Source organism: Paenibacillus sp. B46(2026) (assembly GCF_056786355.1).
Genome location: NZ_CM165907.1, coordinates 1692649 through 1715007 on the forward strand (window position 1 = coordinate 1692649; position 22359 = coordinate 1715007).

Below are 22359 nucleotides of genomic sequence, written 5' to 3' on the forward strand. Positions count from 1 at the left end.
GATTATGCTAAGGGATACCCGGATCAGAAGGTTATGTTGAGGCCAGGCAACGAAGTGGAAGTTAGGCACAAGGGGGTTATTACTGGCGACGTTTAATATTCGGTATGAGGAGGATGAAATGAACAATAGACACATGAATTCGGATGGAGAACTGCCTGGCATCTCCGGATTGGGCGGATGGCTTATTTTAATCCAGATCAGTCTTTGGCTTTCGCTGGTGTTTCTCATCTCGGATGTCTCGCGGGTAAATGTCGTCATGGACCCTGTCAGATGGGAAGGAGGCCGTGGCGTTGATCATCAGATCTATACGGAGGTGATACGTCCACTCCTATGGTTTGGCTTCATAAGCAGCATCATTCTATTGATGATCGTTATCGTGAATCTCGTTCTTTTATATAAACGGAAGAGACAGTTTCCACGCATGATGATGGTGATGTATATTATGAATGTGATCATAGGCATTGTGACATGGATTCTGATTGCACGAAGTGAGATCCCAAGAGAACAGCATGTGCTTGATGCAACTCCGGCTTTTCAGCTGATCGTACGATCCATTCTGACGTGCTGTATCTTCATTCCATATTTTCTGAGATCGGTGCGGGTAAAAAATACGTTTATAAATTAACAGGTTTCGATTGGTAGATTGCCGCTCGATAAGAAGGCGATGGAGAAGGCCCGTTAGTCTTCAAGAGTCCATCCTGTATGCTAACGGGCCTTTCGTGTGTGGAGTAGTATAGAAAGAACGATCATTTCGACGATGATTTTGTCCGCATCGAGCCAGGAATTCGGCGTATCATCTGGTTCAATACCTCGGATAACACAAGGCCTACGGCAATGGCACCGGATAACATGAGTGCCTTGGCGGCCATCTCCATAGCGGCACTGTAGTCATTTTGCACAAAACTTCGCATCGCATTGTAAGCCAGTCCACCAGGAACGAGGGGAATGATGCCTGCGACGCTGAAGATGATAACGGGTGCACGAAACATGCGAGAGAATACCTGGCTGATGACACCTACGGCTATGGTCGCTGCAAGTGTAGCAGGAACCGCATCCGCTGCATATTCAAGCACGATATAGATAATCCAGCCGATCATGCCGACAAATCCACCGTGGAGCAGCATGCGCCGTGGTGCGTTGAAGATGATTCCGAACGCGGCTGAAGCGACAAAACTGGTTAAGGCTTGTTCAATAAAATGGAGCATATCCTGCATTCCTCCGTCTTACATAAAAAGTGAAAATACAACTGCAATGCCAGTACCTATGGCAAAGGCAGTCAGAAAGGCCTCGGCTCCCTTGGATAATCCGGATACCAGATGCCCAGCCATCAGATCGCGTACTGCATTGGTAATTAACAATCCCGGTACCAGTGGCATAACCGAACCAATAATGATTTTGTCCCGTTCATGTCCTGCTCCCATGTAGACCAGGAAAAAAGCGAGCAAGCCAATGAGGAAGGACGCCGTAAGCTCGGCAAAGAATTTGACCCGTACCAACCGGTGAAAGGCAATAACGGCTGCATAGCCTATACCACCGCAGATCAGCGCCGGAAGAAAGTCGCTCCAGCCCCCGCCAAACATAATGGTAAAACAACCACTGGATAACGCTGCGGCCCCAAGCTGCACAGCCGTTGAATAGGAGGAGGGCTTGCCTTCGATCTGTACCAACAGATCATGAGCTTCCTGAGCGGATAGCTCACCTTGTCCGATGCGGCGGGAGACCGCATTCACCTCGGACACCTTGTCCAGATCCGTCGTACGCTCGGAGATGCGAATCAGCTTGGCAGGTTCCGTTGCATCGACAGAGAAGAAGATACCTGTTGGCACAACATAACTGTGCGAATGGGGTAAACCCAGCGCTGCGGCCATACGTTTCATCGTATCTTCCACACGGTAGGTCTCACCACCGCTTTGCAGCATGATTTTGCCTGCGAGCAGACAGATTGCAATCACGCGGGATTGTTCAGTAGGGTTGCTGCCAATCATACCCGTCTCGGCTTGTGATACGGGTGATGAATCATGACGTATGTATTCCAACCGGATCAAGCTCCGTTTCATATGAGATATGGGGTGGTGCGACACCATTGTATCATATTTCACACGCTCGCAAGGAATCATACCGCACCATCGCCAAGAACATAAAAAAGCTTCGTTCCAAAGACCAGAAGGTCACAGGAGCGAAGCTTCTTGAAGCGGGTTCGAATATCGTGGCATAATACTAGCTACATTAACAGTGTAATAACCAACAACTCATACAGCACAAGTGGCAAAATCGTCGGTCCAAACAAGGCACGTGGCTCAGGGTATCCATGCATCGGGGTAACCTGGAGATACAAAATCCCCCGGTCTGCACTGATGATGACACCTTCCCACACTTGCCCATCGATATTCTGGACTTGTACTTTCTTGCCTACATGCTGCCGGGCTGTATGATGAAGCATATTCCGCACACTTTGCACGGATTGAAGCATCGGTTGATTGGCTTGATACACGACACGCGTGGACGGCGTGGATGTGGATTCAGACATGCTGCACAACCCTTCCTCAAAATAAGTTCTTACTTCAAGGTATGCATCTGCCTACAAAAGGTGATTACACAAACGCCATCTCAAGGCTCCCGCATCCATTTTCATAAGCCACTTTGCCCAATGCTCCATTCACAAAGGTGAGCTGAGGCGGAATATGACCAAGATCCACATCGTACAGTACAGGGACATCCAGATCCTCCAGTGCAGCGAAGAGGGCATCGGTGAAATTGAAATCGGCTGTATCAGAATAACCCGCAGGTCTGCCGAACATGAAGCCTTTCACACCTGCAAACCAGCCGGCCTGTCTCATCTGCCACAGATGACGGTAAATATCCCCCGCGTTCATCTCACAACTCTCCAGATACCAGATGGTTCCTTCTTCAGCACAATACTGATCAAGATACGCTTCAACTGGTGCATATGGCGTGCCAATCAGACAGGTAATTGTATCCATACAGCCGCCGATCAGCCGACCGGAGAAGGCCACAGAGGTATCTGCATCTTCCGGTTGCCCGAGCTGTTTCCAGCGGGAAGGTGTATCCAGATTGAATCCAGGTAGATCTGGTTTCCATGCGGATTGATAATGTGTAGAGGACAATTGTGTGATCTGTCCGCCGTATTCGGCCTGTAAAACATCAATCCAGCGCGCAGTCACCGGATCGAGGGCGCTTGATCTTAAATCCACATAATTGGTGCCATGTGCTGATGCTGTTCCGGTGATCAGGGTGTATGCAAACAGGAAGGTGCTGATATCCGAATATCCCATGACCCATTTGGGCGGCAATGTTTTCAAAGCTTCCCAATCCAGCAGGGGGAGGATATCCATGAGGAACTCCCCACCCCATGGAGGGATAATGGCTTGAATATTTGGATTGCGGAAAAATTCATTCATCTCTTCGGCGCGTTCCTCTTTGGAGGCACTCACACATTTGATGTTGTGGCGGAGCGATGGGCTTTCCTGCACGTGAAAACCAAGGCGCTCCATATTGCGTTTGCTCTCCTCAAGATAATGGTGCAGGGATTCGCCTACACCACTGGAGGGTGCTGCCACACCGATAATACCCCCTTGCGAGAGTGGCTGTGGATAACGGATGGAACGTTGATTCATGTCTAAACACACCTTCCCGGTTAACATCATTGCTCGTCTTCACGAATGCTTCCATTATATAGAATATTCGCGATAAACACAGCCTGCTGATGTAAGATTAACGGTTCACAGGAATATCCAATGAGAAGGGCAAGTTAACTTTCATTGGATAGGAGGAGATTTGCATCTGTATTTTCCCATTCATCTGGGCTCCATTTTCGACAGTAGAGGAAACAATGGAATGACTATCATCTGTCCCCTCCCCGCTACTCCAACTGAAGCCAGGAACTTCATATGACTTCCCTGCACTGTCTGTAACTTCTCCGAAAGCGAGAACAAATCCGCCGTCCATACTGCCAGCAACAGAGAAGTCAATAATTAGATCTTTGCCTTCAACCTTGCTGCCAACCATCTTCAATCCAGGAGGGCCACCTGTAATCTGACGTGATTGTAGATCAAGAACAAGATCCAATTCATCCTTATCCAATCCGGAGAAGCCAGATCCCTGTAACGTCAGCTTTTTCGGTATGGAGAAGTACATGCTTTCGAAGTAAATAGATCGCTCATCCTCACCTGTCGAGGTATCTGTTCTCCACGCGCGACCTTGTTCGTCGACCAGTTGAAGATCGCTGAGGCCAAATACCTTCTTGGTATTATTTGTATCAAAATTTACATCAAGTACAAGACGAGTTGGATAGAGGGTCGCCTGTTTCACATCAATACGCTGTCCATCCACTGTTAACGTCTGATTCACGGGAATGACTTTTTTCATGCCTTTGGTAAGATTCTTGTCTACCGGGAACGTCATTTTCCACTCTTCGGAACTGGCGATATCTCTGGACTTAAACACAACGCTCAGTTCTTCGGGAGGAGAGGTTCCATCCGTGAAGATGACATCAATCATATTTTCATACACATTCTCGTCTGAGGTCGGTTTAGGTGAAGAGTACCCAAATCCAACAGGAAGATCTTTACCGTTCTCATCCAGCAAATCAATGTCGTAGTTGAATTTCTCGGGATCTTTCATGCCTTTCATTGTGTAGAAAATAACCATGCGTGACTCGTCTGTGATAATGCCTTCAACGGTCACGGAAGCACCATCATGCTCGTCGGTGACACCGACCTTCTGTAAGAGGGACTGATCGATTGCCATAATCAATCCTTTGTCCTGACGAATCATGCTTACAACCCCCTCCATACCAGGCAATTGCTCCACGAAGGACGCAAAGGCAGGAGAGACGCGGATACATCCGGTAAATAGCAGGATGAGGGCAGCTGCCGAGATGGAACTCATATACCAGTGCAGCCGGGACTTGCGTTTGCGGGCAGCCTGACGGATTCCGGACTGAACAGCCTGATAGGCAGCATCCGGTACAGGCATTGTTTCGTATTCCGTTTTGCGAGCATTCAGCCGTTCTTCCAATGCGTCAAATGATTTTTGTTCATCCGTCATAAGGATGCATCTCCTTTTGTTTCAAGTTGATCACGGAGCTGTCCGAGTGCCCGATGTAATCGGGATTTTACGGTTCCGGTTGGGATTTCTAAAATTTCGGCGACTTCTGTTAAGGAGAAACCTTCGAAATAACTCAGGATAATAATCTGTTTGCAATCCCGGTCAAGAGTGGATACGGCGGCAGCAAGATCGGGGTCCGCAGGACGATCCCAACTGCTGGATTCATGAAAGTCGGTGACAGGACTGAACCGACTTTTGCGTTTGCGTTCGTCCGCACAGTAGTTGAGCAAAATGCGGATGAGCCAAGTGCCGAAGTAGGAGGGCTCTTTTAATTTTTTGAGTTTATGGAATGCCCTGAAGGTTGATTCCTGAATCGCTTCGAGCGCATCACCTTCGTTATGCAGGTAGGCATAGGCGATACGGTACAGTTGGCTCTGATGCAATTCCATTAAGGCTGCAAAAGCCTCGGCATCCCCTTTTTGTGCGGCGATGGTGAGCTGAGAAGGGGTCACATGGCTCCTCCTTTCATGGATATGTTGAGTATTAGACCGTGTAAGGCGTCAAACGGTTCTTATTTCCTGAAAAAAATATAGAGGACAACAAATAACCGTCAGACCTTCTCTTTGTACTCCAAAAAGAGTTCTGGCGGTTATTTACTATTGCCCATGCTTATCTGATCATTATTGCTACTGAGCTGCAACGGCTGATCGCAGGCAGGAAGCTGTAGAAGTGTTGCCACGTTCTAGTGCGATGTCCAGTGCGGTTTGGCCTGATGAGTTCAGCGCGTTTGGATCGGCCCCGTGCTGGAGCAACTTCTCAATAAGCTCGGTCTGATCGGTATGAAATGCTGCCGAGTGCAGCGCACATTGTCCATCACTGTCCAGAAGGCTCGTGGATGCCCCATGTTCGAGTAAGAGGCGGATAACTTCTGGCGAACGTTCTCCGGCAAGAGCGGCATGCAGTGCAGTATTGGACGGAATAAAGGAAATACGGGAATGGGAAAGGGCGTTAACATCGGCACCGTGCTCAAGAAGAACACACACTGCTCCTGCTTGTCCAAAATGAGAGGCATATCCCAACGGAGTCAACCCATCCTGATTTTCAGTATTGGCGAGTTCCGGGTGGGATGCAAGAATGCCTGTAATGATTACCACATCTCCAGCCTGTGCAGCCTGAAATAGTTGATTAATCTGTTCTGCATGATTCATAAAGGAATACCTCCATCTGATGAGATATTAGAATTTACAGGGATTCGTTATATAACTTCTTCACAGCTTCCAGCCCAGGCACGGCAAAGCAGGCGAGTGGAGAGGGCAGATCATGGAGTGGAAACCAGCCGATCTCACCAATGGCTCCGCCTTCTTCCAGATTACGAGCATGGCCGCCAATCACCTTGGTGGAATAAAGAACGGATATCCAGTGTTCCTTCTGCTGCGGCTGGATCGTCTCTGCCGTGCATAGTAGTTGTTCGATAGCAATATCCAGATCCACTTCCTCCTTGATTTCACGAATAACGGCGGTTTCCAGTGATTCATAGGGATCGACTTTCCCGCCGGGAATACTCCAGGTATGCTGTTCGGGCTGACGATTCCGCCAGGCGAGAAGTACTTCGCCCCGTTCATTCAGGATGACCGCGCCTACACCGATGCGAGGTGAAATTTCAGATTCACCTTTTAGATCTGAACTTAATTCCGACAGGGACAGCGCAGCTTGTTCGTTCCCATTACGCTGTGAAAAACCACCTGCTACCATTTCCCCAGATTCAGGCGTATGAGTAGACTGGAATGACAATGGGAGCCCAGCCTGTGCCGACCATTCTTCTGCAAGGATACTCATCGAGATCAGGTCATAATGCATGCCATCTCGCAAAACTGCGGAACGTTGGCGACCCTCTTCCCGGAATCCGGCTTTCAGGTACGCACGTCTCGCGGCTTCATTGTATTCGATGACTTCCAGTGCAATCCGGTTCAGGTTCAATTCGTGGAAGCCATACCGAAGAATCAGAGCCAGAGCGTCGCTTCCGTAACCTTTACCCCGATCATTTTCTTCGCCGATCCCAATCGCCAGACGAGCGGAGCGATTGTTCCATTCAATCCGGTAGAGAGCCGTGAATCCAATGAATCGGTTACCCTCCAGCGTACGTAATGCAAATTCAAATCCGTTGTCTCGGCGGACAGAGGAGGACCCTGTCTCATCCGGCGTTAACGGGATCGCGATATCGGTATCCATGTTGCGCAAATATTCATAATCGTCTGTGAAGCGGGAGAGACGCATACAATCTTCCGGGCATGGGGCCGCGAGTCTGACTTTGGAACCTTGAAAACCATTTAAATGACGTGGAGACATGTTGCACCTCTTTTGTTAGATATGAAATCTTTCGTTTCTCCCCATTATACTACGAACAGGAGCAGATACCGAAAAATGGCATCAAACCGTTGATTTGCCGGAATGAAGCGGGCTGGATCAGATGTTTAACGGTTAACGGATACTTATCTCGAAAAAATTCAACAAAAAAAAGCAGCCATCACGGGCTGCTGTACATTCATTATTTCAAATCATTTAATAAATTTTTCATTTTTTTGTAATGTCCACTGACCCGATCAACCATGTAGTTATACATGAGCTGATTCTCCGAAAGATTCGCCATTTCCTTGTCAATGTCAACGTTATTGTTGTTATTGTTCATGGCTGTTTCGTTGTTCTCGACAATTCGGTACTGTACGATGGAAGAATTGGGATCACTGACAGGGAAGTGTTTTTCATGAGTCCGTTTCATGGCGAGCTGATCGGTTTTGCCATTTTCAACGATCCGTCTCAGCTCTTCCTGAAACTCTACCGTTTTCTTTTTGTAGTTGGGCGTGTCTGCATTGGCTATGTTGTTGGTAATGGCATTGTGCTGTGCAGTAAGCGCTTGTAACAGCGATTCGTTACGTCTTGTCGTATTCGTTTCGATCACGGGCTCAGTCTCCTTCACTGCAGATTAATACAGTTACTCTTTATAATAGAAAACATTGTCGCACACTGTCAATATAACAAAGAAAAAGACAAGCACATGTCGGAGGTTCCTCTGAGAAGAGGAAGGTTTCCTTCATGATATCTTGTCTTGGTCATTTCCCGTGTACAGGTTAATGTGTACAATCCATTAAACACAGTCAATCATTTTTTCGTATTCAGCGTTGGCGTCTGGTCAAAAAAGTTCCACGGCTTCAGCATCGTATAGACCCATTCCGTTGGCATAATTGGCCATTCCTCTGCACGGGCAACATGCGTGGTACCCGTCGTCATCCAGATGACGTTGTCGGTGTTCACAATGTTATCATCGTTGGAGGTGAATTGTCCGAGACCTGTGTCCGATTTGGAGCGATTCGGGTACTTGCCTTCTGGATAACGTTCATTTTCATCATATTTGGTCACCCATAGCTGTTTATTCATGAAGGATACCCGGTTATACAGCCACTCGTCTTCACTGAAGTTGGCACCTTTGGCAATCGGGTGTGTTCCGCCTGCATAAGGGATAATCTGATACGAGACCGGGTTGCCCACTTTGTTTTCCTTGTTCATGTTGGTGATGAGGCGAATAGTGGACGGATCGAATTTCTGTGCAGCTTGCTGTTCGGTTTCCACCACACGTGTTTCAGTTGTCATGGCACTTGTTCGCGGGCCACCATCTGTGTTTTCTGTGACAACCGGATCGATCTCCATAAAGGAATTCTGTTCGCCATCGATATCCATATCGAGACGGAAGTTGTAGATATGCTGGTGAGTCGTACCCACGATGTTGTGATCAATCAATGTACCATATTTTGTATCCTCGGATGCGGTATCATCATGCATGGTGCTGCTTTCCACCCCCTTGACCGCTTCAATGCCCGTTGCTCCGGCATTGATTTTGATCGTACCGTTTTCAGCAAAGATCCAGTCGAAAATATAATCGTAGTTCCCTACCGTGCTGATCCAGCGGACAACGAGTTCACGCCGTTCGGCACTGACGTTGGCTTGTCCCATCTCCTGATGCTTGTACTCTGGTCCGGCATACTGCTCAAATACGGCGATGGCATTCGGAATGGTCATAGGTTCGCCAGTATAGTCAGCAATGGTGGAATCCATAAGAACGGCGTTATCCGGCACATCTGTACCACGCTCCATCGGAGAAGTGAGCGTGCCCATGCCGTACTCGCCCGAATCCAGATAAGCCTTGAAGTACCAGCCGAGATCCGGATCACCGTAAGGTACAATCATGCCCCCGAGCGAGCCTTCATACATAATTTTGCGCTTGGTGCCGTTATCGTCATACGTGACGGTAGACAGAATCGGACCTACACGTGAATCCATCCGCACATGGAAGTCCCAGTTTTGCCAGTGGATCGTCTGACCGGTAATGGTGTAATTTTTTCCCTCTGGCTCCGTGATATCCAGTGGTTTGGATGTGTTATTGGCAGAGTCATCACCTGTGTATGGTCTTGAAGCCATCGGAATGGGGATGACACCATCATCTTCCACCTTAATGATTTTTTTCTGCTCCAGGTCTACCACGGCAACCAGATTTTCGATCGGATGGGCCCAATAGTTGCCGTCTCCAGTGTTCAGATATGCGATGACTTTGAGCAAGCGCAGGTCCTGCGTCAATTCATCCTTGCCGTCAAAATAACCTACCGTAAGTGGTGTGGTGACCACTTTGCTGATGTCATCAATGCCACGTTTCTGCAGCGCTGCGACATATTCGGGACTGGTCTCAATCGCGGATTGTACGGTGGCGAAGTCATCCAGCAGCACCATGCCGTGTGCGCCCTCGATCGGTTCCCATTTGGTCAATCTTTGGGAGACGAGATTAACTTCGCCCTCAATGACCGATTTGCCACTTAGAATGACAAATTCCGCACGGCGATCCGTATTGGGCTGCTCGCCGGTGTAGACAAAATTCCAGATCTCCGACTTCGGCGGCGTTTTCAGTGAAATTTCCGTGAAGCGATAGTTATCCTCGTATTTTCCCGAAGCTTTGAGAATGTTAACCGTCTCCGTAATTTCGTCCGCATGTAGTGAATTGAGCGGGTGGGCTTTTTCTTCGATCTGGAAGGTCTGATCCAGCCCGGATTGAAAGACATCATTGATGAAGTGATGGGATACATAAGCTGTGCCGTTTTTCGTGATAACAGGGGACTCCAGTGTCAGGGGTTGCCCGTTAAAGAGGGCTTGATTCGAATTAGGCTTTAATTTGACGATAGTCCCATTTTTATGAATGGAGATCGTCCGGGAGAAAGCATCCCACTTGACGGTAGCACCGAATTCTTCCAGTGTGGTGCGTAATGGAATGAAATCTTCCGTTCCGCCGTGAGCTAATACCGTAGGCTGAGCCAGTGGCAAAAATGTAGCCGTCCCCATGACAACCGTGAAAGCAGTGCCTAAAGCCATGGTCTTTCTTAGTAATGATCTTTTCCAGTTCATGTGGTTAGCCTCCCATGTGATGATGTGTGCTTGTCTGTGTTTACGTCAATATTAATCACATGAAAGAGTGGAGTATTGTAAAAATCGGAACTTTATTGTTTTATCATGTAATGTTATATTACATTTAAGATATTTAAATTGACTAAGATCTGTTTTTGTTTGGATGAGATGCTTCACAAGAACGGGGGATTAACAATGGGATTGAGGAAACAACGAGCTTATCCAGACCGTTATCAAGGGGTTCAGTATGGTTTCGAGTACAGTACGGCTGAGTATCGGGAATGGTATGTGAGTTATGGGTCGGAGACGGTCATCTATTATGAGTTTGGAACACGGGCTGATTCGGGTGTGATTCAAGTGGTTCCGGATGGCTGTGTGGATTTCCTTTTCTGCTGTGATAGCAGCGATCCGCACGGGATGATCTGTGGAAGTGTATTATCCGGACAAAATATCACTCTCCGCCAGGAGACAATCTATTTTGGTGTTCGGCTGACACCTGCGCTCAGTATGCGTCTGCCTATGCTTCCGCTGCGGGAGCTGGTCGAAGTGCAGGCCCCGCTGGAGGAGGTTATGCCGGCGTACCGGTATGTGGCCGCCCTTCTCGGCGAACAGACTTCCTTGGAAGCACGGATACTGTGTTTTGAAAGACACTGCCAGTCTTTGCTGCAAACTCCCCGATCCGGCAGCCCCAGTCTTGTGGAGTATTGCCTGAATGAGATGCACCGCAATTATGGCATCATATCCGTGCATAAGCTGGCGGACCAGGCTGGGTATTCGGAGCGTTACCTGAGGAATCAGTTCGAGAATGCGCTTGGCATCACACCCAAAATGTACAATCGGATTATCCGTTTCCAGCACACCCTTTCTTCCATCATGTCAGACCCGTCTTCCTTAATGGAGATTGCGGTCAGGACCGGTTATTATGATCAGGCTCATTTTGTAAAAGAATTCAAAGCCTTCAGTCAGTTCACCCCACTTCAGCTAAAAAAAGAAAAGGACAAGCGCATGCCGGAGGCTTCCGTTACGAGAACCCTGCCTTCATGACATTTTATCCTTGTCAGTCTTCCCTGAATTGTTCTGTTGAATCAGCCATTAAGAGGGACGATTGATGTTTTTGCCATAATAGATCTCATCCATCTCCAGCTTCAACCACTCCGTAATCTCCTGTTGTTCCTTCTTACTCAGCTTATCTTTGGTGTACCCAAACAGATAATTGTCGAGATCGAATTCCCTCAGCTTACATTTGGTATGAAAAATGTTCTCCTGATAGACGTTCACGTCAATCATATCGAAGCTGCTCTTGATCTCGTCCGGAATATAATTCTGAATCGAACCGATCTCATGGTCAATGAACAGCTTGCGTCCGCTCGTATCCCGCGTGAAACCACGTACCCGGTAATCCATCGTCATAATGTCCGTATCGAACGAGTGGATCAGATAATTCAGTGCCTTGAGCGGAGAGATCTCACCGCAGGTGGAGACATCGATGTCGGCACGGAAGGTACTGATGCCTTCACTGGGGTGAAATTCAGGATAGGTGTGCACAGTGATATGGCTTTTGTCGAGTTGCATGACCACGTTATCGGGCAAAGGGCCAGGAGACTCATCCAGTGATTCCTCGGGGATCTCCACGATTGGACCTTCCGAGACCAGCATCGTCACACTTGCGCCTTGAGGCACATAATCCTGCTGAGCGACATGTAGCACGTGGGCTCCGATGATATCAGAGACGTTGTTCAGAATTTTACTCAGCCGGGCGGCGTTATACTGTTCATCAATATATTCAATGTAAGCTTCGCGTTCGTCTTTGGTTTTGGTATAACAGATATCGTACATATTAAAGCTCAGCGACTTGGTCAGGTTGTTAAATCCATGCAGTTGAATGCGCTGCTCTGGCGTAATTGTCATGGTTGCAGTTCCCCTTATCCCATACGACATATCATCGCAGTTATAATACTACTTATACCCAACCTGCCTCGAAAAAAAACATATGTACGTCATTCGAAATGCTATTCACCTCTGACGATCTATAATTATTCAGAATGAAGAATCGTCGAAGTCAACAATATCGTTCATGCGTTCATCCTCGGCTACAGATTGGATATCCTCCGAAGTGACGCTAATGATCGTATAGTTCTCGTTCTGTTGTTTCTTCACGGCTTTTTCCTTGATAAAACGGGGACTGCCTTCTCCGACATCTTCGTCATAGACGAGCAGAAGACCGTCGCTTTTGCGCAGCAACAGGTCATCCCGTGCAGTGAACTGCCACGGTCCAATATAAGGCTGATTGCTAATCGCACCGTAATAGTCCACACCCGAGAGGATGGAACGGTAGTACTCCTGCTTGTCTTCTTTCCATTGCTCCTCGGGGTTCTGAAAGGCAGTGATGATCGACAGTTTCAGATGGGGGTACAGCTTCTTCAGATCAATCACCACTTCGCAGGCCCACAGGTCGACACCGTATTGTCCCGGTGTAAGTACCCACTCCAGACCATCCTCGACAAAAGGCGTGAGGCGGGAGGCTATGGCCTTTTTGATAAAAGGAATACCTTCATGCTTCTGTCCAAATATCTGCAATTCATGCGCCCGGTAACCGGTAATTAGCAGGTTATTCAGTGTCCGTTCCTCCCTTCAGGCAAGATCAATCCGTCATTCAGCCGATTCTCTATAAAGTGAAGTTATTTCGCGGGTGGCGCATCTGCTCGGAACGGATACAGGAATGGCTTCGGAATATCCGTCTCAAATGACATCAGTTCATCGGTTGTCGGATGAATAAAAGAGAGTATACGTGCATGAAGCCCGAGTCGGCCGAGGTCCCTTGTGCGTGCGCCGTATTTTCTGTCACCAGCAATAGGATGTCCGAGATCTTCCATATGCACACGAATCTGATTTTTGCGACCTGTCTCCAGACGCACTTCCAGCAGGGAGAACTCGCGGTTGGACTTCAGACGTTTGTAATGTGTAATCGCATGTTGTCCGTCATTGGGACGAGAGCTGGAGTACATTTTCAGCGTTTTGGTTTCCTTCAGCCAGGAAGAGATTGTGCCTTCTTCTTTGGCTACTGTCCCTTCAACAAGGGCAACGTAGACGCGATCCTGCACGTTTTCTTTCCAGTTGTTTTGCAGCTTCTGTTGCACCTCTTCACTTTTGGCAAACATCATGACACCCGACGTATCCCGATCCAGACGATGGACGACAAAAATCCGGTTCAGCGGATTGGTGCGGCGCACATGCTCTGTCAGTTGGCGATAAGCTGTCAGGTCATCTGTCTTGTCAGCGGCAATGGACAACAGTCCGGCTTCCTTGCGGATCACAATGATGTCATCGTCTTCATGCAAAATGTTAATACCTGTCAAGGAAGGAGCGGCTACAGCACCCTCTTTACGGATGTATACAATCTGACCTGGCGTTAATGCCTCATTAAACTTGGTTACGACCTTCTGATCCACAGATACCTGTCCGCGACCCAGAATGGATTTAACCGCGTTCCGTCCCGATTTCAGATGTTGCAGCAAGAAATTCAGCAGCTCATCCGGTTCCGTTACTTTGTACTGGCGTGGTGGTTCCTGCTTGCGATAATAGGAGTTGCCCGGGCGTTTGGCTGCACTGGCATTTTTGGGTTTGTTGCCTCCGGCTTTCTTGCCCGACGATTTCGCGGTTAATGGCTTCTTGTTATCCTCCGTATTGCGTGATGCGGAAGCTCCTGTTGATTTTGCAGATGAGAAGTTAGACTTGCCGGAACGTGCTGTAGATGAACCAGCATATGATTTCCCCTTGGCCGAGGCCGATGTTTTGCCTGTTGGACGTTTGCGTTTATTCATGAATAGTACTCTCCTTCTGAACAGCCTGTACCGCTTGTGTGCATACGATCCGTTCATTTCGTTATGCAGTTCAATATACCATTAACAGTGGACAAATAAAAATAGGTCCACGGAATCTGGCATTCATCCAAACCAGAGAGAGTGGAGACTCATAGAATAACGTATCCTATAGTATTGGAGGTGTTACTCATGGGTACCTTTCTAGACATGAGAAGTTCGATGAACTCAGCAACTGCAGGACTGCCCGGCGTATCCATTTCAAATTCCCCGGTATTGTTCGGCATTATTGGATTGCAGACCCAGGGAGTTTCCAATCCGCTTATTACCTTCGCTGGTACGATCGGCGTTATTGGTGAACCTGGGGATTCGTTCGTTGTTGAGATCGTACGTGGCAGCGTATATACTCCGGCGAACGTGATTTATCGGGCTGAAGCTACTGTAGGTGAAGGTGTCGAATTCCATTCGTTCACGGCACAGGATCTGAACGTCCCGCCAGCCCTGGAGAGTGTGTACTCTTCGTTCATTTCGGGGGTCTCCACAGCTACACGAACCGGACCAGAAGTATTCTATGGTATTGCAACTACAAACTAGTTCAGTCAACTGATGTCAAGTAATAAAAGAATCCCGGCTCAAGTGAGTCCGGGATTTTTACTATTCAAACATATGAAGGTGATACCAAGACTAATCGAGCTTTGTCGGGATCTGACCGCAGATCAGTTGGCGCGGCCATTCAAAATGATGCTGTTGGCTTTGCCGAAGTCGATGGCGACTTTGCCCGCCAGTGCTGCCGTGCGCTCAGCGAGTATAACGGCGTTGACCCCGCAGGAGAAGAGTGCCACATCGAAGGAATGCTGGTTCGTTTTAATCCATTGCAGCGTTTCCGTCATCTGATCATAGTTATCGAAGGGAAGAGCAGCCGCAATGTTCAGATGATAAGGTTCCTGCACAAGCGCGGCTCGAAGTTTCTCGATCTCGCGAGTAACGAGCAGCACTCGTTTACCTGCAAGAATTCTCCAGAAGCGAGGCATCTGAACCAGTTCCCGATTCACACAGGCATGGCATGTGAGCGCTGGAGAGATGCCGAAATGCGCAAACAACATGTCGGTTAGCGGTCTTTTGAGATAATCCGGAGCATTGATTGTAAGGTCACCAAGTGGAAGTACTCCTACCAGATTGGCCCGTTGCAGGGAAGCGGCAATCAAATCCCTGAGCTCAAAGTTGGGCAGATGAACCCCTTTTTGACCCCGATTGGCCTTAATGGCCCAGCGTTCCTGAAGTACCTGTTCCGTGGTCCAGACGACGTCCTGGGACATGACAATATTCTCTCCATCGCCCACCCGGACAAGAGAGAAGGGACGCTGTTCTTTGAGCGCCGCCTCAAGTTGGTCAAGCACACCATCCATTTCAAGATAGATCGGATTCATGGCAGGATATGGCCCCCTTTTAAATTCAACTACTCTATTCTATGATGCAAATCCGAAAACGTTTTGTACGTTCGACCCGGAGGGCGAAACTATGGGGGGATATCAATCTAATTCGTTCAAAATCAGTGCATATGTCCGTACCGCTTCTATTAACATTTCATACTTTATAGAGTCGGCAGGATTCGCAAGCGAGACCCGGATGGATGTCGGCTTCCAGACAGCCTGAGGTTGTGTTGCGCATGGAAGCGACTGTTGAAACTATGAAAATGGTCTGTATCCGCTGAAGGAAAATGGCAGAGTTCATGAGGAGGAATATTATGTCCAGGAAAGTGGTTATTGAGATTAATTTCAACAATTATGGGTTCCACTCACAGCGATTGACGAGAGAATGGCTGGAGCGGCGGATGGGCATTTTTCGCACATTTACATTGCACTGCCTGAAAGCTCAGACGAATCAGGATTTCCTGACGGTGGTGAAGTTATCCAAGGAGTCGGGAGAATTAATGCAGGAGATTCTCGCGGAACAGGAGCCGTTGCCAGCCAACATTCGTTTCGGAACTCATATTGAGAGTGTACGTGCAATTTTGGCATTTGCTGAAGGGACGGAGCACATCTATATTGCCCGTCTGGATTCGGATGACCTCTATCACCGGACCTTTGTACAGCAGCTATATGACGTGCAGCCACAGCCGCAGACGATGGCCCTGATTAATCAGAACGGTTATTTGTGGGATAGCGTGAACAACGAGATGGCACCGACGTTCCACCGTTCTCCGCAATTCTATGTCTACCCGTACAAAACGGCGGAGTATGCATCCGGGTATCGGGTGAAGCTTCCAGGCCGAGGCACTCACGGCAATGTCATCGATCTGCCGCATGAACTGCTGGCGCCGCGTAATTACGTCAATATCGTGCATTCGAGCAATACTTCAGTCAAAAAGGTACCAGCTAAAGCCCGGTTAAGCCGAGATGAGATGGCACAGGTATTACGCGAATTCATGAACTGATCAGGGAGGGGGATACGCATGATTAAAGGACAAACGATTCTGGTTACCGGGGGCACCGGCTCCTGGGGACAAAAATTGACCGAGGTGCTGCTAGAACAGGACCCGGCAGAGATTCGCCTCCTGTCTCGTAACGAATATGCCCAGATTGCGATGCAGCGTGAGTTCAACCATGACCCGCGTTTGCGATTCGTCATTGGGGATATCCGGGATTATCGGGCAGTGGAGGACGCGTGCAAGGATGTGGACGTACTCTTCCATCTGGCAGCGTTGAAGCATGTTCCGGTCTGCGAGGACCAGCCGGATGAAGCGTTCAAGACGAATGTGATCGGGACGCAGAACATTATTCGGGCTGCGATCCGCATGCAGGTTCCCAAAGTCATTGATGTCTCCACCGACAAGGCGGTAGATCCGATTAACGTATACGGCATGACCAAAGCGTTGGGTGAAAAAATGATGATTCGCGCCAACTGGCTGAGTGAGAGTACCCGGTTTGTCTGCATCCGAGGTGGCAACGTGCTGGGAACCAGCGGAAGTGTGGTGCCCTTATTCCGTCGTCAGATTGATGAAGGCAAGAGCCTGACCATTACGGACAAAGGCATGACCCGTTTTTTCCTGACCCGTACAGAAGCCATACATTTGCTGCTTAAGGCGGCTGAGGCAGCCGTGGGCGGGGAGACATTTGTGATGAAAATGAAAGCCTGCAAGATGACGGAACTGGCATCCGTCATGTTGGAACAGGCAGGTCGTCCATCCTTCGATTATACGGTGACAGGAATACGTCCAGGCGAAAAACTGCATGAAGTGCTGATTTCGCCCTTTGAAGCGCCGCGCACGTATAAGTATGACGAGCAATATTATGTGATTCTGCCGCAGGAACCGGACAAGCGCCTGACTGATCCGTATAGCAGCCTGCCTCGGGTGACCTTCTCCGAATACCGTTCGGACAGTGCCATGATGAATCGGCAAGCAATTGTCCAGTTTCTGCGTACAGGTGGCTTTATCGACTAACAGAAGGGAGGCGGACCGTTTGGAGGTGGAAGAAATGAAAGAAAATACCCAGCTTCAAAAGATAAACAAGCGCTCCCTGCAAGCCGTCGTGATTGGTCTCGGCTATGTGGGACTGCCCATGGCGGTGGAGATGGCGCAGGCCGGTTATCGTGTGCACGGGATCGACATCGATGCATTCAAGGTGGCGAGGCTGCGTGCGGGATATTCGTATGTCATCGGCATTGAAGATGAAGTGGTGCAATCGCTGACGGAAGCCGGATTGTTCACGGCAAGTACCGATTATGCTGCAGTGGCGCAGGCGGATGTCATTGTCATCTGTGTACCCACTCCACTGACAACAGAGCATCAACCGGATATTTCCTTTATCGCTTCTGCCGTGGATGGCATGACTCCTCATCTGAAGGAGGGTTGTCTTGTCATACTGGAGAGTACGACGTATCCCGGTACGACCGAGGAGCGTGTGAAACAGCCGATCGAAGGCGCAAAAGGATGGACAGCAGGGAAAGAGTTCCATGTCTGTTATTCTCCTGAGCGGGTAGATCCGGGCAGTGTCCATTATGGAGTGAAAAATACGCCGAAGATTATAGGCGGCTCCACGTCTTCCTGCCTGTCTTATGGAAAACAGTTCTATGGCTCGTTCCTGAACGAGATCGTCCCGGTGAGTTCAACCACCGTGGCTGAAACGGCCAAATTGTTTGAGAACACGTTTCGCAGCGTGAACATTGCGCTTGTGAACGAGCTGACGCCAGCATGTGAACAGATGGGAGTGAGCATTTGGGAGGTGCTGGATGCAGCAGCGACCAAGCCGTTCGGATATATGCCCTTCTATCCCGGTCCGGGCATCGGCGGACACTGTATTCCCATCGATCCGATCTATCTGTCCTGGGCCGCAGGCCGTCAGGGATCGGAGCTGCAGTTCATTACGCTTGCAGACACAACCAATCGGCAGATGCCGGAGAGAGTCGTAGCGCGTGCAGCGGAGTTGCTGAATCAGAATGGTACACCCGTCAAGGGTGCTCGAATTGTGCTGGCTGGTATGGCTTACAAAAAAGATATCGATGACCTGCGCGAATCTCCTGCGCTGGACGTATTCAGGCTGCTGAGTGCGGCCGGTGCCGATGTTGTCTTCACCGATCCGATGGTGCCCGTCTTCCGCAAGGACGACGGCACCGTTGTTCAGGCCCAGCCAGCATCCCCCGGTCTGTGGGCATGGGCCGATCTGGTGGTCATTACCACAGACCACACGGCCTTCAATTATCAGGAGATGGCGGATCACGCCAGCCTCATCTTCGACACACGCCATGCAACCGCAGGATGTCAGGGTGGAAACATTGTAGTGCTTGGACAGCCGATCCGGCCAGATGTGATGCAGTGCAAGATGAAGGAAGTTGACAATGCCCAACATTCGCAGGGGGAGGTAGCCAGCCATGGTGAATCATGATCGTGTGAGTGAACGTTATTATGGGATGATCAATTCGGAAGAATCCCACGAAGCGACCCGGACCCGAATCCACTGGATGTGCCAGGAAACGACAGGCCAGAGGGTTCTGGATATAGGATGCAGTCAGGGAATCACCTCGATTCTGCTGGCTCGTGAAGGGTTTCGTGTCACAGGCATTGATCTGGAAGAAGAGAGTATCCGGTATGCCCAAGGAGAACTTGCCAAAGAGTCCAGGCCTGTCAGGAACAATGTTGATTTTCGCTTGCTGGACATTACGCAATGGAAAGTAAGGGCTGCTTTTGACACCGTGCTGCTCGGGGAAGTGCTGGAGCATTTTGCCCATCCCGAGACGTTACTGATGCAGATTCATCGCCTATTGTATGAAAAAGGAACACTGGTGCTAACGGTCCCTTATGGGTATCATCCGTTCCATGATCATAAACAGACGTTCTACGCCGGCAATCTGGCGATATGCCTGATGCCATATTTTGAAGTCTTGAAGCTGGAAGTTCATCATAAATATCTATGTTGCGTGGCACGCAAGCGGCGGGAAAAGAAGCTGCATGTCTTGCCAACAACAAGTCAACTGATGGAGTGGATGAAGCTGGACTATACCCATTTTGCCGCTGTTGAACAGAATCACCTTCGCCTGATGAATCAGCGCAAAAAGGTGCTGGACAATACGGTAGAGCAGGTTAAACGTCTGCGTCGCCAGGAGTCTGGAGAAGGATAGTGGATTGGAAGCTGGAAAGGCAAGCAGGCAAGAAAGTAAGCGAGGGAGTAAGTTAGAAAATAATCAGGGAAATAGGTAGGTAATACGCGTATGACAGGAAGGGGCTAAAACGTGATCACTATCAGTCTTTGTATGATTGTGAAGAACGAACAACGCACACTTGCGCGCTGTCTCGACTCGATCGCCGGAATCGCTGACGAGATCGTCATAGTGGATACCGGTTCATCCGACCGTACGTTGGATATCGCTGCGCAGTATACCGACCGGGTCTACACGTATGAGTGGACGGATGATTTTGCTGCGGCAAGGAACTACTCATTCGATCAGGCCACGCAGGAATATATCCTGTGGCTGGATGCGGATGATGTGCTGCTGCCCGCGGAACGGGCGAAGCTTGAGGTGTTGAAGCAGCAGTTGCCGTCCGGGGGGGAGACGGCGGCTGTGATCATGAACTACACGCTGGCCGAGGGGCCGGAGGGAAGTCCGCTGGTGGCTGACCGACGCTTGCGCCTGGTCAAGCGGGATGCCGGGTGCCACTGGCATGGCCGGCTGCACGAGCAGCTTAGCTTCCCGCCGAGCGGGGTCATTACGGCAGACATTGCCGTCACGCACCGCCGCGAAGCGGGACATCATTCGGCGCGAAACGTGCGCATCCTGCGCAAATGGATCGCCGAAGAGGGCGTAGCCCATGGTCGCCTGTTGTTCTATTATGCAGGCGAATGTTATGACCGCAAGCAGTATGCGGCGGCGGCACGCGGGTACGCGAAGCTGCTGGATCAGCAGAGCGGATACCGCGAGGATCGGCTCATGGCCTGCGCGCGGCTGGCAGAATGTTATGAACGGCTTGGCGAGCCGGGCCGTAAGCTCGGTGCTTTGCTGCAGTCGTTCCAGTATGACTTGCCACACGCCGACTTCTGCTGCGCCATTGCTGCCTGTTTCCAGAAACGGCAGGAGTGGATCTCCGCCATCTACTGGTATATGCAGGCATTGGACGTGAGCAGTCGCGATCCAGGGCTGCGCCCGATTCCTGCGGTCTGCCGTACCTGGCTGCCCCATTCCCAGCTGTCACTGTGCTATGCCCACATGGGCAATTGGGAGCAAGCGCTCTTGTATAATGGGAAAGCGCTGGACTATCTGCCGCATGATCCTGGTTTGCTGGGCAACCGGCAGAAGATTGAGGCTGTTCTGGGTAAAGAAACCGGAAGCCGTGAAGAGAGTGATGGCGGAAACAAGTCGACATAACTAATGATCCGTTTTTCAGCCCAGACCCAATTGTCAACAGGGGATTTAATCATGTTACAAGAGATCAGCCGGCTGGTTGAGATCTAAGGCCGCTACTTCTCGGGTGACAGGCAGCGAACGTACTGCTCTTTCATGCGCAGGCTTTTGCAAGCGAAGCCCCAGCCATCATAGATTTCTTCATCGATGTTCAGCGTTATGCTGTCATCGCTGGTATCGCTCCGGTTCTCGATCCGGAGCGTTTTTCATTTTCCCATTCGAAGTGGTTGGCTCCGTGGTGTTCCGCTCGGTATATGGTTTTTACCATTGAAGGGTTGGGTTCGGCCATATTTGGCTTCACATCCACCCATAGCGTTACTCCACCTGCTGCACCGCCATAAGGCACACCATGGATCTCAGCGACATACTCTCCATTTGGTGATGGGATGGAATAGGTGAGTTCGCCTTGTTGGGAGCGATCAAACGTCGAAAAGTAGGGGCGAAGCAGGAAATACATACGGATAAAGATGCTCCACTGGATAAACAGTCCATCTTTGATATATGGGCGAAAACGTGCGTTACCATTAATATTTTGAATTACTCGTTTATCGCTAACGAGCGTTATCATAATGTGTTTCATCTGAGGGAAGACCACACCGGATTTGAACTGAGTGATGATCTTGAAGTGCATTTCATGGAGCTGTCCAAACTGGACGATCAATCCGTTCCGATGGAAGGCGGACTGATTAACTGGCTCTTGTTCCTGAAAGGTGCTGACAAATCCAATTAGGAGGTGCTGTAAATGAATGAACCTACGTTGAAGAAAGCGATGGATACGCTGGAGTTTCTCAGTCAGGATCAGGAAGCGCGTCGCCTGTATGAAGAGCGGCAAAAGTATTTGCATGATGAAGCCTTGATGATTGAATGGGCTACGGAAAAGGGAATAGAAAAGGCTTAGTGGAAGGTGAAAAAAGAAAGACGATTGAAATTGTAAAAAACATGCTCTCATTTGGGATCGAAGTTTCAGTTATTGCCAAAACAAGTGGTCTAACTGAGTCTGAAGTTGACTGCGCTGAAAGATTAGAAGCACAATCAGTACGAAACAGTCGCTGGATGGCTTAGTGGTTTTGTTAAAATTTAATGCAATCGTTTTGTCCAACTAGGGCAGGACGGTTGTTATTATTTTGATGAAGAAGCC

General features: G+C 49.4%; 24 protein-coding genes and 2 pseudogenes. 11 read left to right on the forward strand and 15 right to left on the reverse strand.

Translation table 11 applies throughout. The features are described from left to right. Nucleotides 1–118: 118 nt before the first annotated feature. A complete protein-coding gene (locus AC1S8V_RS07575) occupies nucleotides 119–625 on the forward strand; it encodes a DUF2569 family protein (RefSeq protein ID WP_482073094.1) in 507 nt (168 codons plus the stop codon). A 121-nt stretch (nucleotides 626–746) separates the two neighbouring features. On the opposite strand, the gene AC1S8V_RS07580 is transcribed toward AC1S8V_RS07575, so the two are convergent. Together AC1S8V_RS07580 and AC1S8V_RS07585 are read right to left on the reverse strand one after the other, a co-directional pair. Next, on the reverse strand, nucleotides 747–1205 hold the full coding sequence (locus AC1S8V_RS07580) for a threonine/serine exporter family protein (RefSeq protein ID WP_482073095.1): 459 nt from the start codon (nucleotides 1203–1205) through the stop codon (nucleotides 747–749). Nucleotides 1206–1223: 18 nt separating this feature from the next. Further along, nucleotides 1224–1985, reverse strand: coding sequence for a threonine/serine exporter family protein (locus AC1S8V_RS07585; protein WP_482074427.1), 762 nt, complete (start codon nucleotides 1983–1985; stop codon nucleotides 1224–1226). A gap of 98 nt (nucleotides 1986–2083) precedes the next feature. Between AC1S8V_RS07585 and AC1S8V_RS07590 the strand changes: the two genes are divergently transcribed. Continuing rightward, nucleotides 2084–2215 (forward strand): hypothetical protein, encoded by a 132-nt coding sequence (locus AC1S8V_RS07590; protein WP_482073096.1) that lies wholly within the window; start codon nucleotides 2084–2086, stop codon nucleotides 2213–2215. A gap of 6 nt (nucleotides 2216–2221) precedes the next feature. Here AC1S8V_RS07590 and AC1S8V_RS07595 read toward each other — a convergent pair whose 3' ends face one another. The 9 genes and pseudogenes from AC1S8V_RS07595 to tynA form a co-directional block, all read right to left on the reverse strand. After that, nucleotides 2222–2527, reverse strand: coding sequence for a hypothetical protein (locus AC1S8V_RS07595; protein ID WP_047842070.1), 306 nt, complete (start codon nucleotides 2525–2527; stop codon nucleotides 2222–2224). A gap of 64 nt (nucleotides 2528–2591) precedes the next feature. Further along, nucleotides 2592–3635, reverse strand: coding sequence for a S66 family peptidase (locus tag AC1S8V_RS07600; protein WP_482073097.1), 1044 nt, complete (start codon nucleotides 3633–3635; stop codon nucleotides 2592–2594). Nucleotides 3636–3732: 97 nt separating this feature from the next. After that, nucleotides 3733–5067 (reverse strand): DUF4179 domain-containing protein, encoded by a 1335-nt coding sequence (locus AC1S8V_RS07605; protein WP_482073098.1) that lies wholly within the window; start codon nucleotides 5065–5067, stop codon nucleotides 3733–3735. Beyond that, complete coding sequence (locus AC1S8V_RS07610; protein ID WP_482073099.1) at nucleotides 5064–5579, reverse strand: sigma-70 family RNA polymerase sigma factor; 516 nt, start codon at nucleotides 5577–5579, stop codon at nucleotides 5064–5066. Before AC1S8V_RS07610 ends, AC1S8V_RS07605 begins: the two co-directional genes overlap by 4 nt. Before the next feature lie 174 nt (nucleotides 5580–5753). Then, nucleotides 5754–6275 (reverse strand): ankyrin repeat domain-containing protein, encoded by a 522-nt coding sequence (locus AC1S8V_RS07615; RefSeq protein ID WP_482073100.1) that lies wholly within the window; start codon nucleotides 6273–6275, stop codon nucleotides 5754–5756. Nucleotides 6276–6309: 34 nt separating this feature from the next. Further along, on the reverse strand, nucleotides 6310–6714 hold the full coding sequence (locus tag AC1S8V_RS07620; RefSeq protein WP_482074428.1) for an NUDIX domain-containing protein: 405 nt from the start codon (nucleotides 6712–6714) through the stop codon (nucleotides 6310–6312). A 210-nt stretch (nucleotides 6715–6924) separates the two neighbouring features. Further along, a pseudogene (locus tag AC1S8V_RS07625) lies at nucleotides 6925–7413 on the reverse strand (GNAT family N-acetyltransferase); the annotation flags it as partial. Between the two features lie 199 nt (nucleotides 7414–7612). Next, on the reverse strand, nucleotides 7613–8023 hold the full coding sequence (gene flgB / locus AC1S8V_RS07630; RefSeq protein WP_440387604.1) for a flagellar basal body rod protein FlgB: 411 nt from the start codon (nucleotides 8021–8023) through the stop codon (nucleotides 7613–7615). 200 nt (nucleotides 8024–8223) lie between these two features. After that, nucleotides 8224–10509, reverse strand: coding sequence for a primary-amine oxidase (gene tynA, locus AC1S8V_RS07635; protein WP_482073101.1), 2286 nt, complete (start codon nucleotides 10507–10509; stop codon nucleotides 8224–8226). A 195-nt stretch (nucleotides 10510–10704) separates the two neighbouring features. Here tynA and AC1S8V_RS07640 point away from each other — a divergent pair, with 195 nt between their 5' ends. Further along, nucleotides 10705–11553, forward strand: coding sequence for a helix-turn-helix domain-containing protein (locus AC1S8V_RS07640; RefSeq protein ID WP_482073102.1), 849 nt, complete (start codon nucleotides 10705–10707; stop codon nucleotides 11551–11553). Between the two features lie 48 nt (nucleotides 11554–11601). Here the strand turns inward: AC1S8V_RS07640 and speD are convergent, their stop codons facing one another. The 3 genes from speD to AC1S8V_RS07655 all read right to left on the reverse strand — a co-directional run bounded on the left by speD (nucleotide 11602) and on the right by AC1S8V_RS07655 (nucleotide 14330). Continuing rightward, on the reverse strand, nucleotides 11602–12417 hold the full coding sequence (gene speD / locus AC1S8V_RS07645) for an adenosylmethionine decarboxylase (protein WP_482073103.1): 816 nt from the start codon (nucleotides 12415–12417) through the stop codon (nucleotides 11602–11604). Nucleotides 12418–12546: 129 nt separating this feature from the next. Next, a complete protein-coding gene (locus AC1S8V_RS07650; protein WP_482074429.1) occupies nucleotides 12547–13125 on the reverse strand; it encodes an SLOG family protein in 579 nt (192 codons plus the stop codon). A gap of 62 nt (nucleotides 13126–13187) precedes the next feature. Then, nucleotides 13188–14330, reverse strand: a complete 1143-nt coding sequence (locus tag AC1S8V_RS07655) for an RluA family pseudouridine synthase (RefSeq protein ID WP_482073104.1) — start codon at nucleotides 14328–14330, stop codon at nucleotides 13188–13190. Nucleotides 14331–14519: 189 nt separating this feature from the next. Between AC1S8V_RS07655 and AC1S8V_RS07660 the strand changes: the two genes are divergently transcribed. After that, nucleotides 14520–14921, forward strand: a complete 402-nt coding sequence (locus AC1S8V_RS07660) for a hypothetical protein (RefSeq protein ID WP_482073105.1) — start codon at nucleotides 14520–14522, stop codon at nucleotides 14919–14921. 122 nt (nucleotides 14922–15043) lie between these two features. Here AC1S8V_RS07660 and AC1S8V_RS07665 read toward each other — a convergent pair whose 3' ends face one another. Then, the gene (locus AC1S8V_RS07665) at nucleotides 15044–15754 is read right to left on the reverse strand and encodes a GT-D fold domain-containing glycosyltransferase (RefSeq protein WP_482073106.1); all 711 of its coding nucleotides are present in this window, start codon (nucleotides 15752–15754) and stop codon (nucleotides 15044–15046) included. 91 nt (nucleotides 15755–15845) lie between these two features. Between AC1S8V_RS07665 and AC1S8V_RS07670 the strand changes: the two genes are divergently transcribed. The 7 genes and pseudogenes from AC1S8V_RS07670 to AC1S8V_RS07700 form a co-directional block, all read left to right on the forward strand. Then, nucleotides 15846–15980 (forward strand): hypothetical protein, encoded by a 135-nt coding sequence (locus tag AC1S8V_RS07670; RefSeq protein ID WP_482073107.1) that lies wholly within the window; start codon nucleotides 15846–15848, stop codon nucleotides 15978–15980. 91 nt (nucleotides 15981–16071) lie between these two features. After that, complete coding sequence (locus AC1S8V_RS07675; RefSeq protein ID WP_482073108.1) at nucleotides 16072–16761, forward strand: glycosyltransferase; 690 nt, start codon at nucleotides 16072–16074, stop codon at nucleotides 16759–16761. Between the two features lie 18 nt (nucleotides 16762–16779). Continuing rightward, nucleotides 16780–17769, forward strand: a complete 990-nt coding sequence (locus tag AC1S8V_RS07680; RefSeq protein WP_482073109.1) for an SDR family NAD(P)-dependent oxidoreductase — start codon at nucleotides 16780–16782, stop codon at nucleotides 17767–17769. A 34-nt stretch (nucleotides 17770–17803) separates the two neighbouring features. Then, the gene (locus tag AC1S8V_RS07685) at nucleotides 17804–19210 is read left to right on the forward strand and encodes a nucleotide sugar dehydrogenase (protein WP_482073110.1); all 1407 of its coding nucleotides are present in this window, start codon (nucleotides 17804–17806) and stop codon (nucleotides 19208–19210) included. Next, nucleotides 19197–19943, forward strand: coding sequence for a class I SAM-dependent methyltransferase (locus AC1S8V_RS07690; protein WP_482073111.1), 747 nt, complete (start codon nucleotides 19197–19199; stop codon nucleotides 19941–19943). The genes AC1S8V_RS07685 and AC1S8V_RS07690 overlap by 14 nt, the downstream gene beginning before the upstream one ends. Before the next feature lie 132 nt (nucleotides 19944–20075). Further along, complete coding sequence (locus tag AC1S8V_RS07695) at nucleotides 20076–21185, forward strand: glycosyltransferase family 2 protein (RefSeq protein ID WP_482073112.1); 1110 nt, start codon at nucleotides 20076–20078, stop codon at nucleotides 21183–21185. A 490-nt stretch (nucleotides 21186–21675) separates the two neighbouring features. Next, nucleotides 21676–22283, forward strand: a pseudogene (locus AC1S8V_RS07700) (Rpn family recombination-promoting nuclease/putative transposase); the annotation flags it as partial. Between the last annotated feature and the right edge of the window lie 76 nt (nucleotides 22284–22359).

What these genes read in the sequence shown, in the direction of transcription:
- AC1S8V_RS07575 (WP_482073094.1), top strand. Translation starts at nt 119, where the DNA reads ATGAACAATAGACACATGAATTCGGATGGAGAACTGCCTGGCATCTCC.
- AC1S8V_RS07580 (WP_482073095.1), bottom strand. Translation starts at nt 1,205, where the DNA reads ATGCTCCATTTTATTGAACAAGCCTTAACCAGTTTTGTCGCTTCAGCC.
- AC1S8V_RS07585 (WP_482074427.1), bottom strand. Translation starts at nt 1,985, where the DNA reads ATGATTGGCAGCAACCCTACTGAACAATCCCGCGTGATTGCAATCTGT.
- AC1S8V_RS07595 (WP_047842070.1), bottom strand. Translation starts at nt 2,527, where the DNA reads ATGTCTGAATCCACATCCACGCCGTCCACGCGTGTCGTGTATCAAGCC.
- AC1S8V_RS07600 (WP_482073097.1), bottom strand. Translation starts at nt 3,635, where the DNA reads ATGAATCAACGTTCCATCCGTTATCCACAGCCACTCTCGCAAGGGGGT.
- AC1S8V_RS07605 (WP_482073098.1), bottom strand. Translation starts at nt 5,067, where the DNA reads ATGACGGATGAACAAAAATCATTTGACGCATTGGAAGAACGGCTGAAT.
- AC1S8V_RS07615 (WP_482073100.1), bottom strand. Translation starts at nt 6,275, where the DNA reads ATGAATCATGCAGAACAGATTAATCAACTATTTCAGGCTGCACAGGCT.
- tynA (WP_482073101.1), bottom strand. Translation starts at nt 10,509, where the DNA reads ATGAACTGGAAAAGATCATTACTAAGAAAGACCATGGCTTTAGGCACT.
- AC1S8V_RS07640 (WP_482073102.1), top strand. Translation starts at nt 10,705, where the DNA reads ATGGGATTGAGGAAACAACGAGCTTATCCAGACCGTTATCAAGGGGTT.
- speD (WP_482073103.1), bottom strand. Translation starts at nt 12,417, where the DNA reads ATGACAATTACGCCAGAGCAGCGCATTCAACTGCATGGATTTAACAAC.
- AC1S8V_RS07655 (WP_482073104.1), bottom strand. Translation starts at nt 14,330, where the DNA reads ATGAATAAACGCAAACGTCCAACAGGCAAAACATCGGCCTCGGCCAAG.
- AC1S8V_RS07660 (WP_482073105.1), top strand. Translation starts at nt 14,520, where the DNA reads ATGGGTACCTTTCTAGACATGAGAAGTTCGATGAACTCAGCAACTGCA.
- AC1S8V_RS07665 (WP_482073106.1), bottom strand. Translation starts at nt 15,754, where the DNA reads ATGAATCCGATCTATCTTGAAATGGATGGTGTGCTTGACCAACTTGAG.
- AC1S8V_RS07670 (WP_482073107.1), top strand. Translation starts at nt 15,846, where the DNA reads ATGGGGGGATATCAATCTAATTCGTTCAAAATCAGTGCATATGTCCGT.
- AC1S8V_RS07675 (WP_482073108.1), top strand. Translation starts at nt 16,072, where the DNA reads ATGTCCAGGAAAGTGGTTATTGAGATTAATTTCAACAATTATGGGTTC.
- AC1S8V_RS07680 (WP_482073109.1), top strand. Translation starts at nt 16,780, where the DNA reads ATGATTAAAGGACAAACGATTCTGGTTACCGGGGGCACCGGCTCCTGG.
- AC1S8V_RS07685 (WP_482073110.1), top strand. Translation starts at nt 17,804, where the DNA reads ATGAAAGAAAATACCCAGCTTCAAAAGATAAACAAGCGCTCCCTGCAA.
- AC1S8V_RS07690 (WP_482073111.1), top strand. Translation starts at nt 19,197, where the DNA reads ATGGTGAATCATGATCGTGTGAGTGAACGTTATTATGGGATGATCAAT.
- AC1S8V_RS07695 (WP_482073112.1), top strand. Translation starts at nt 20,076, where the DNA reads ATGATTGTGAAGAACGAACAACGCACACTTGCGCGCTGTCTCGACTCG.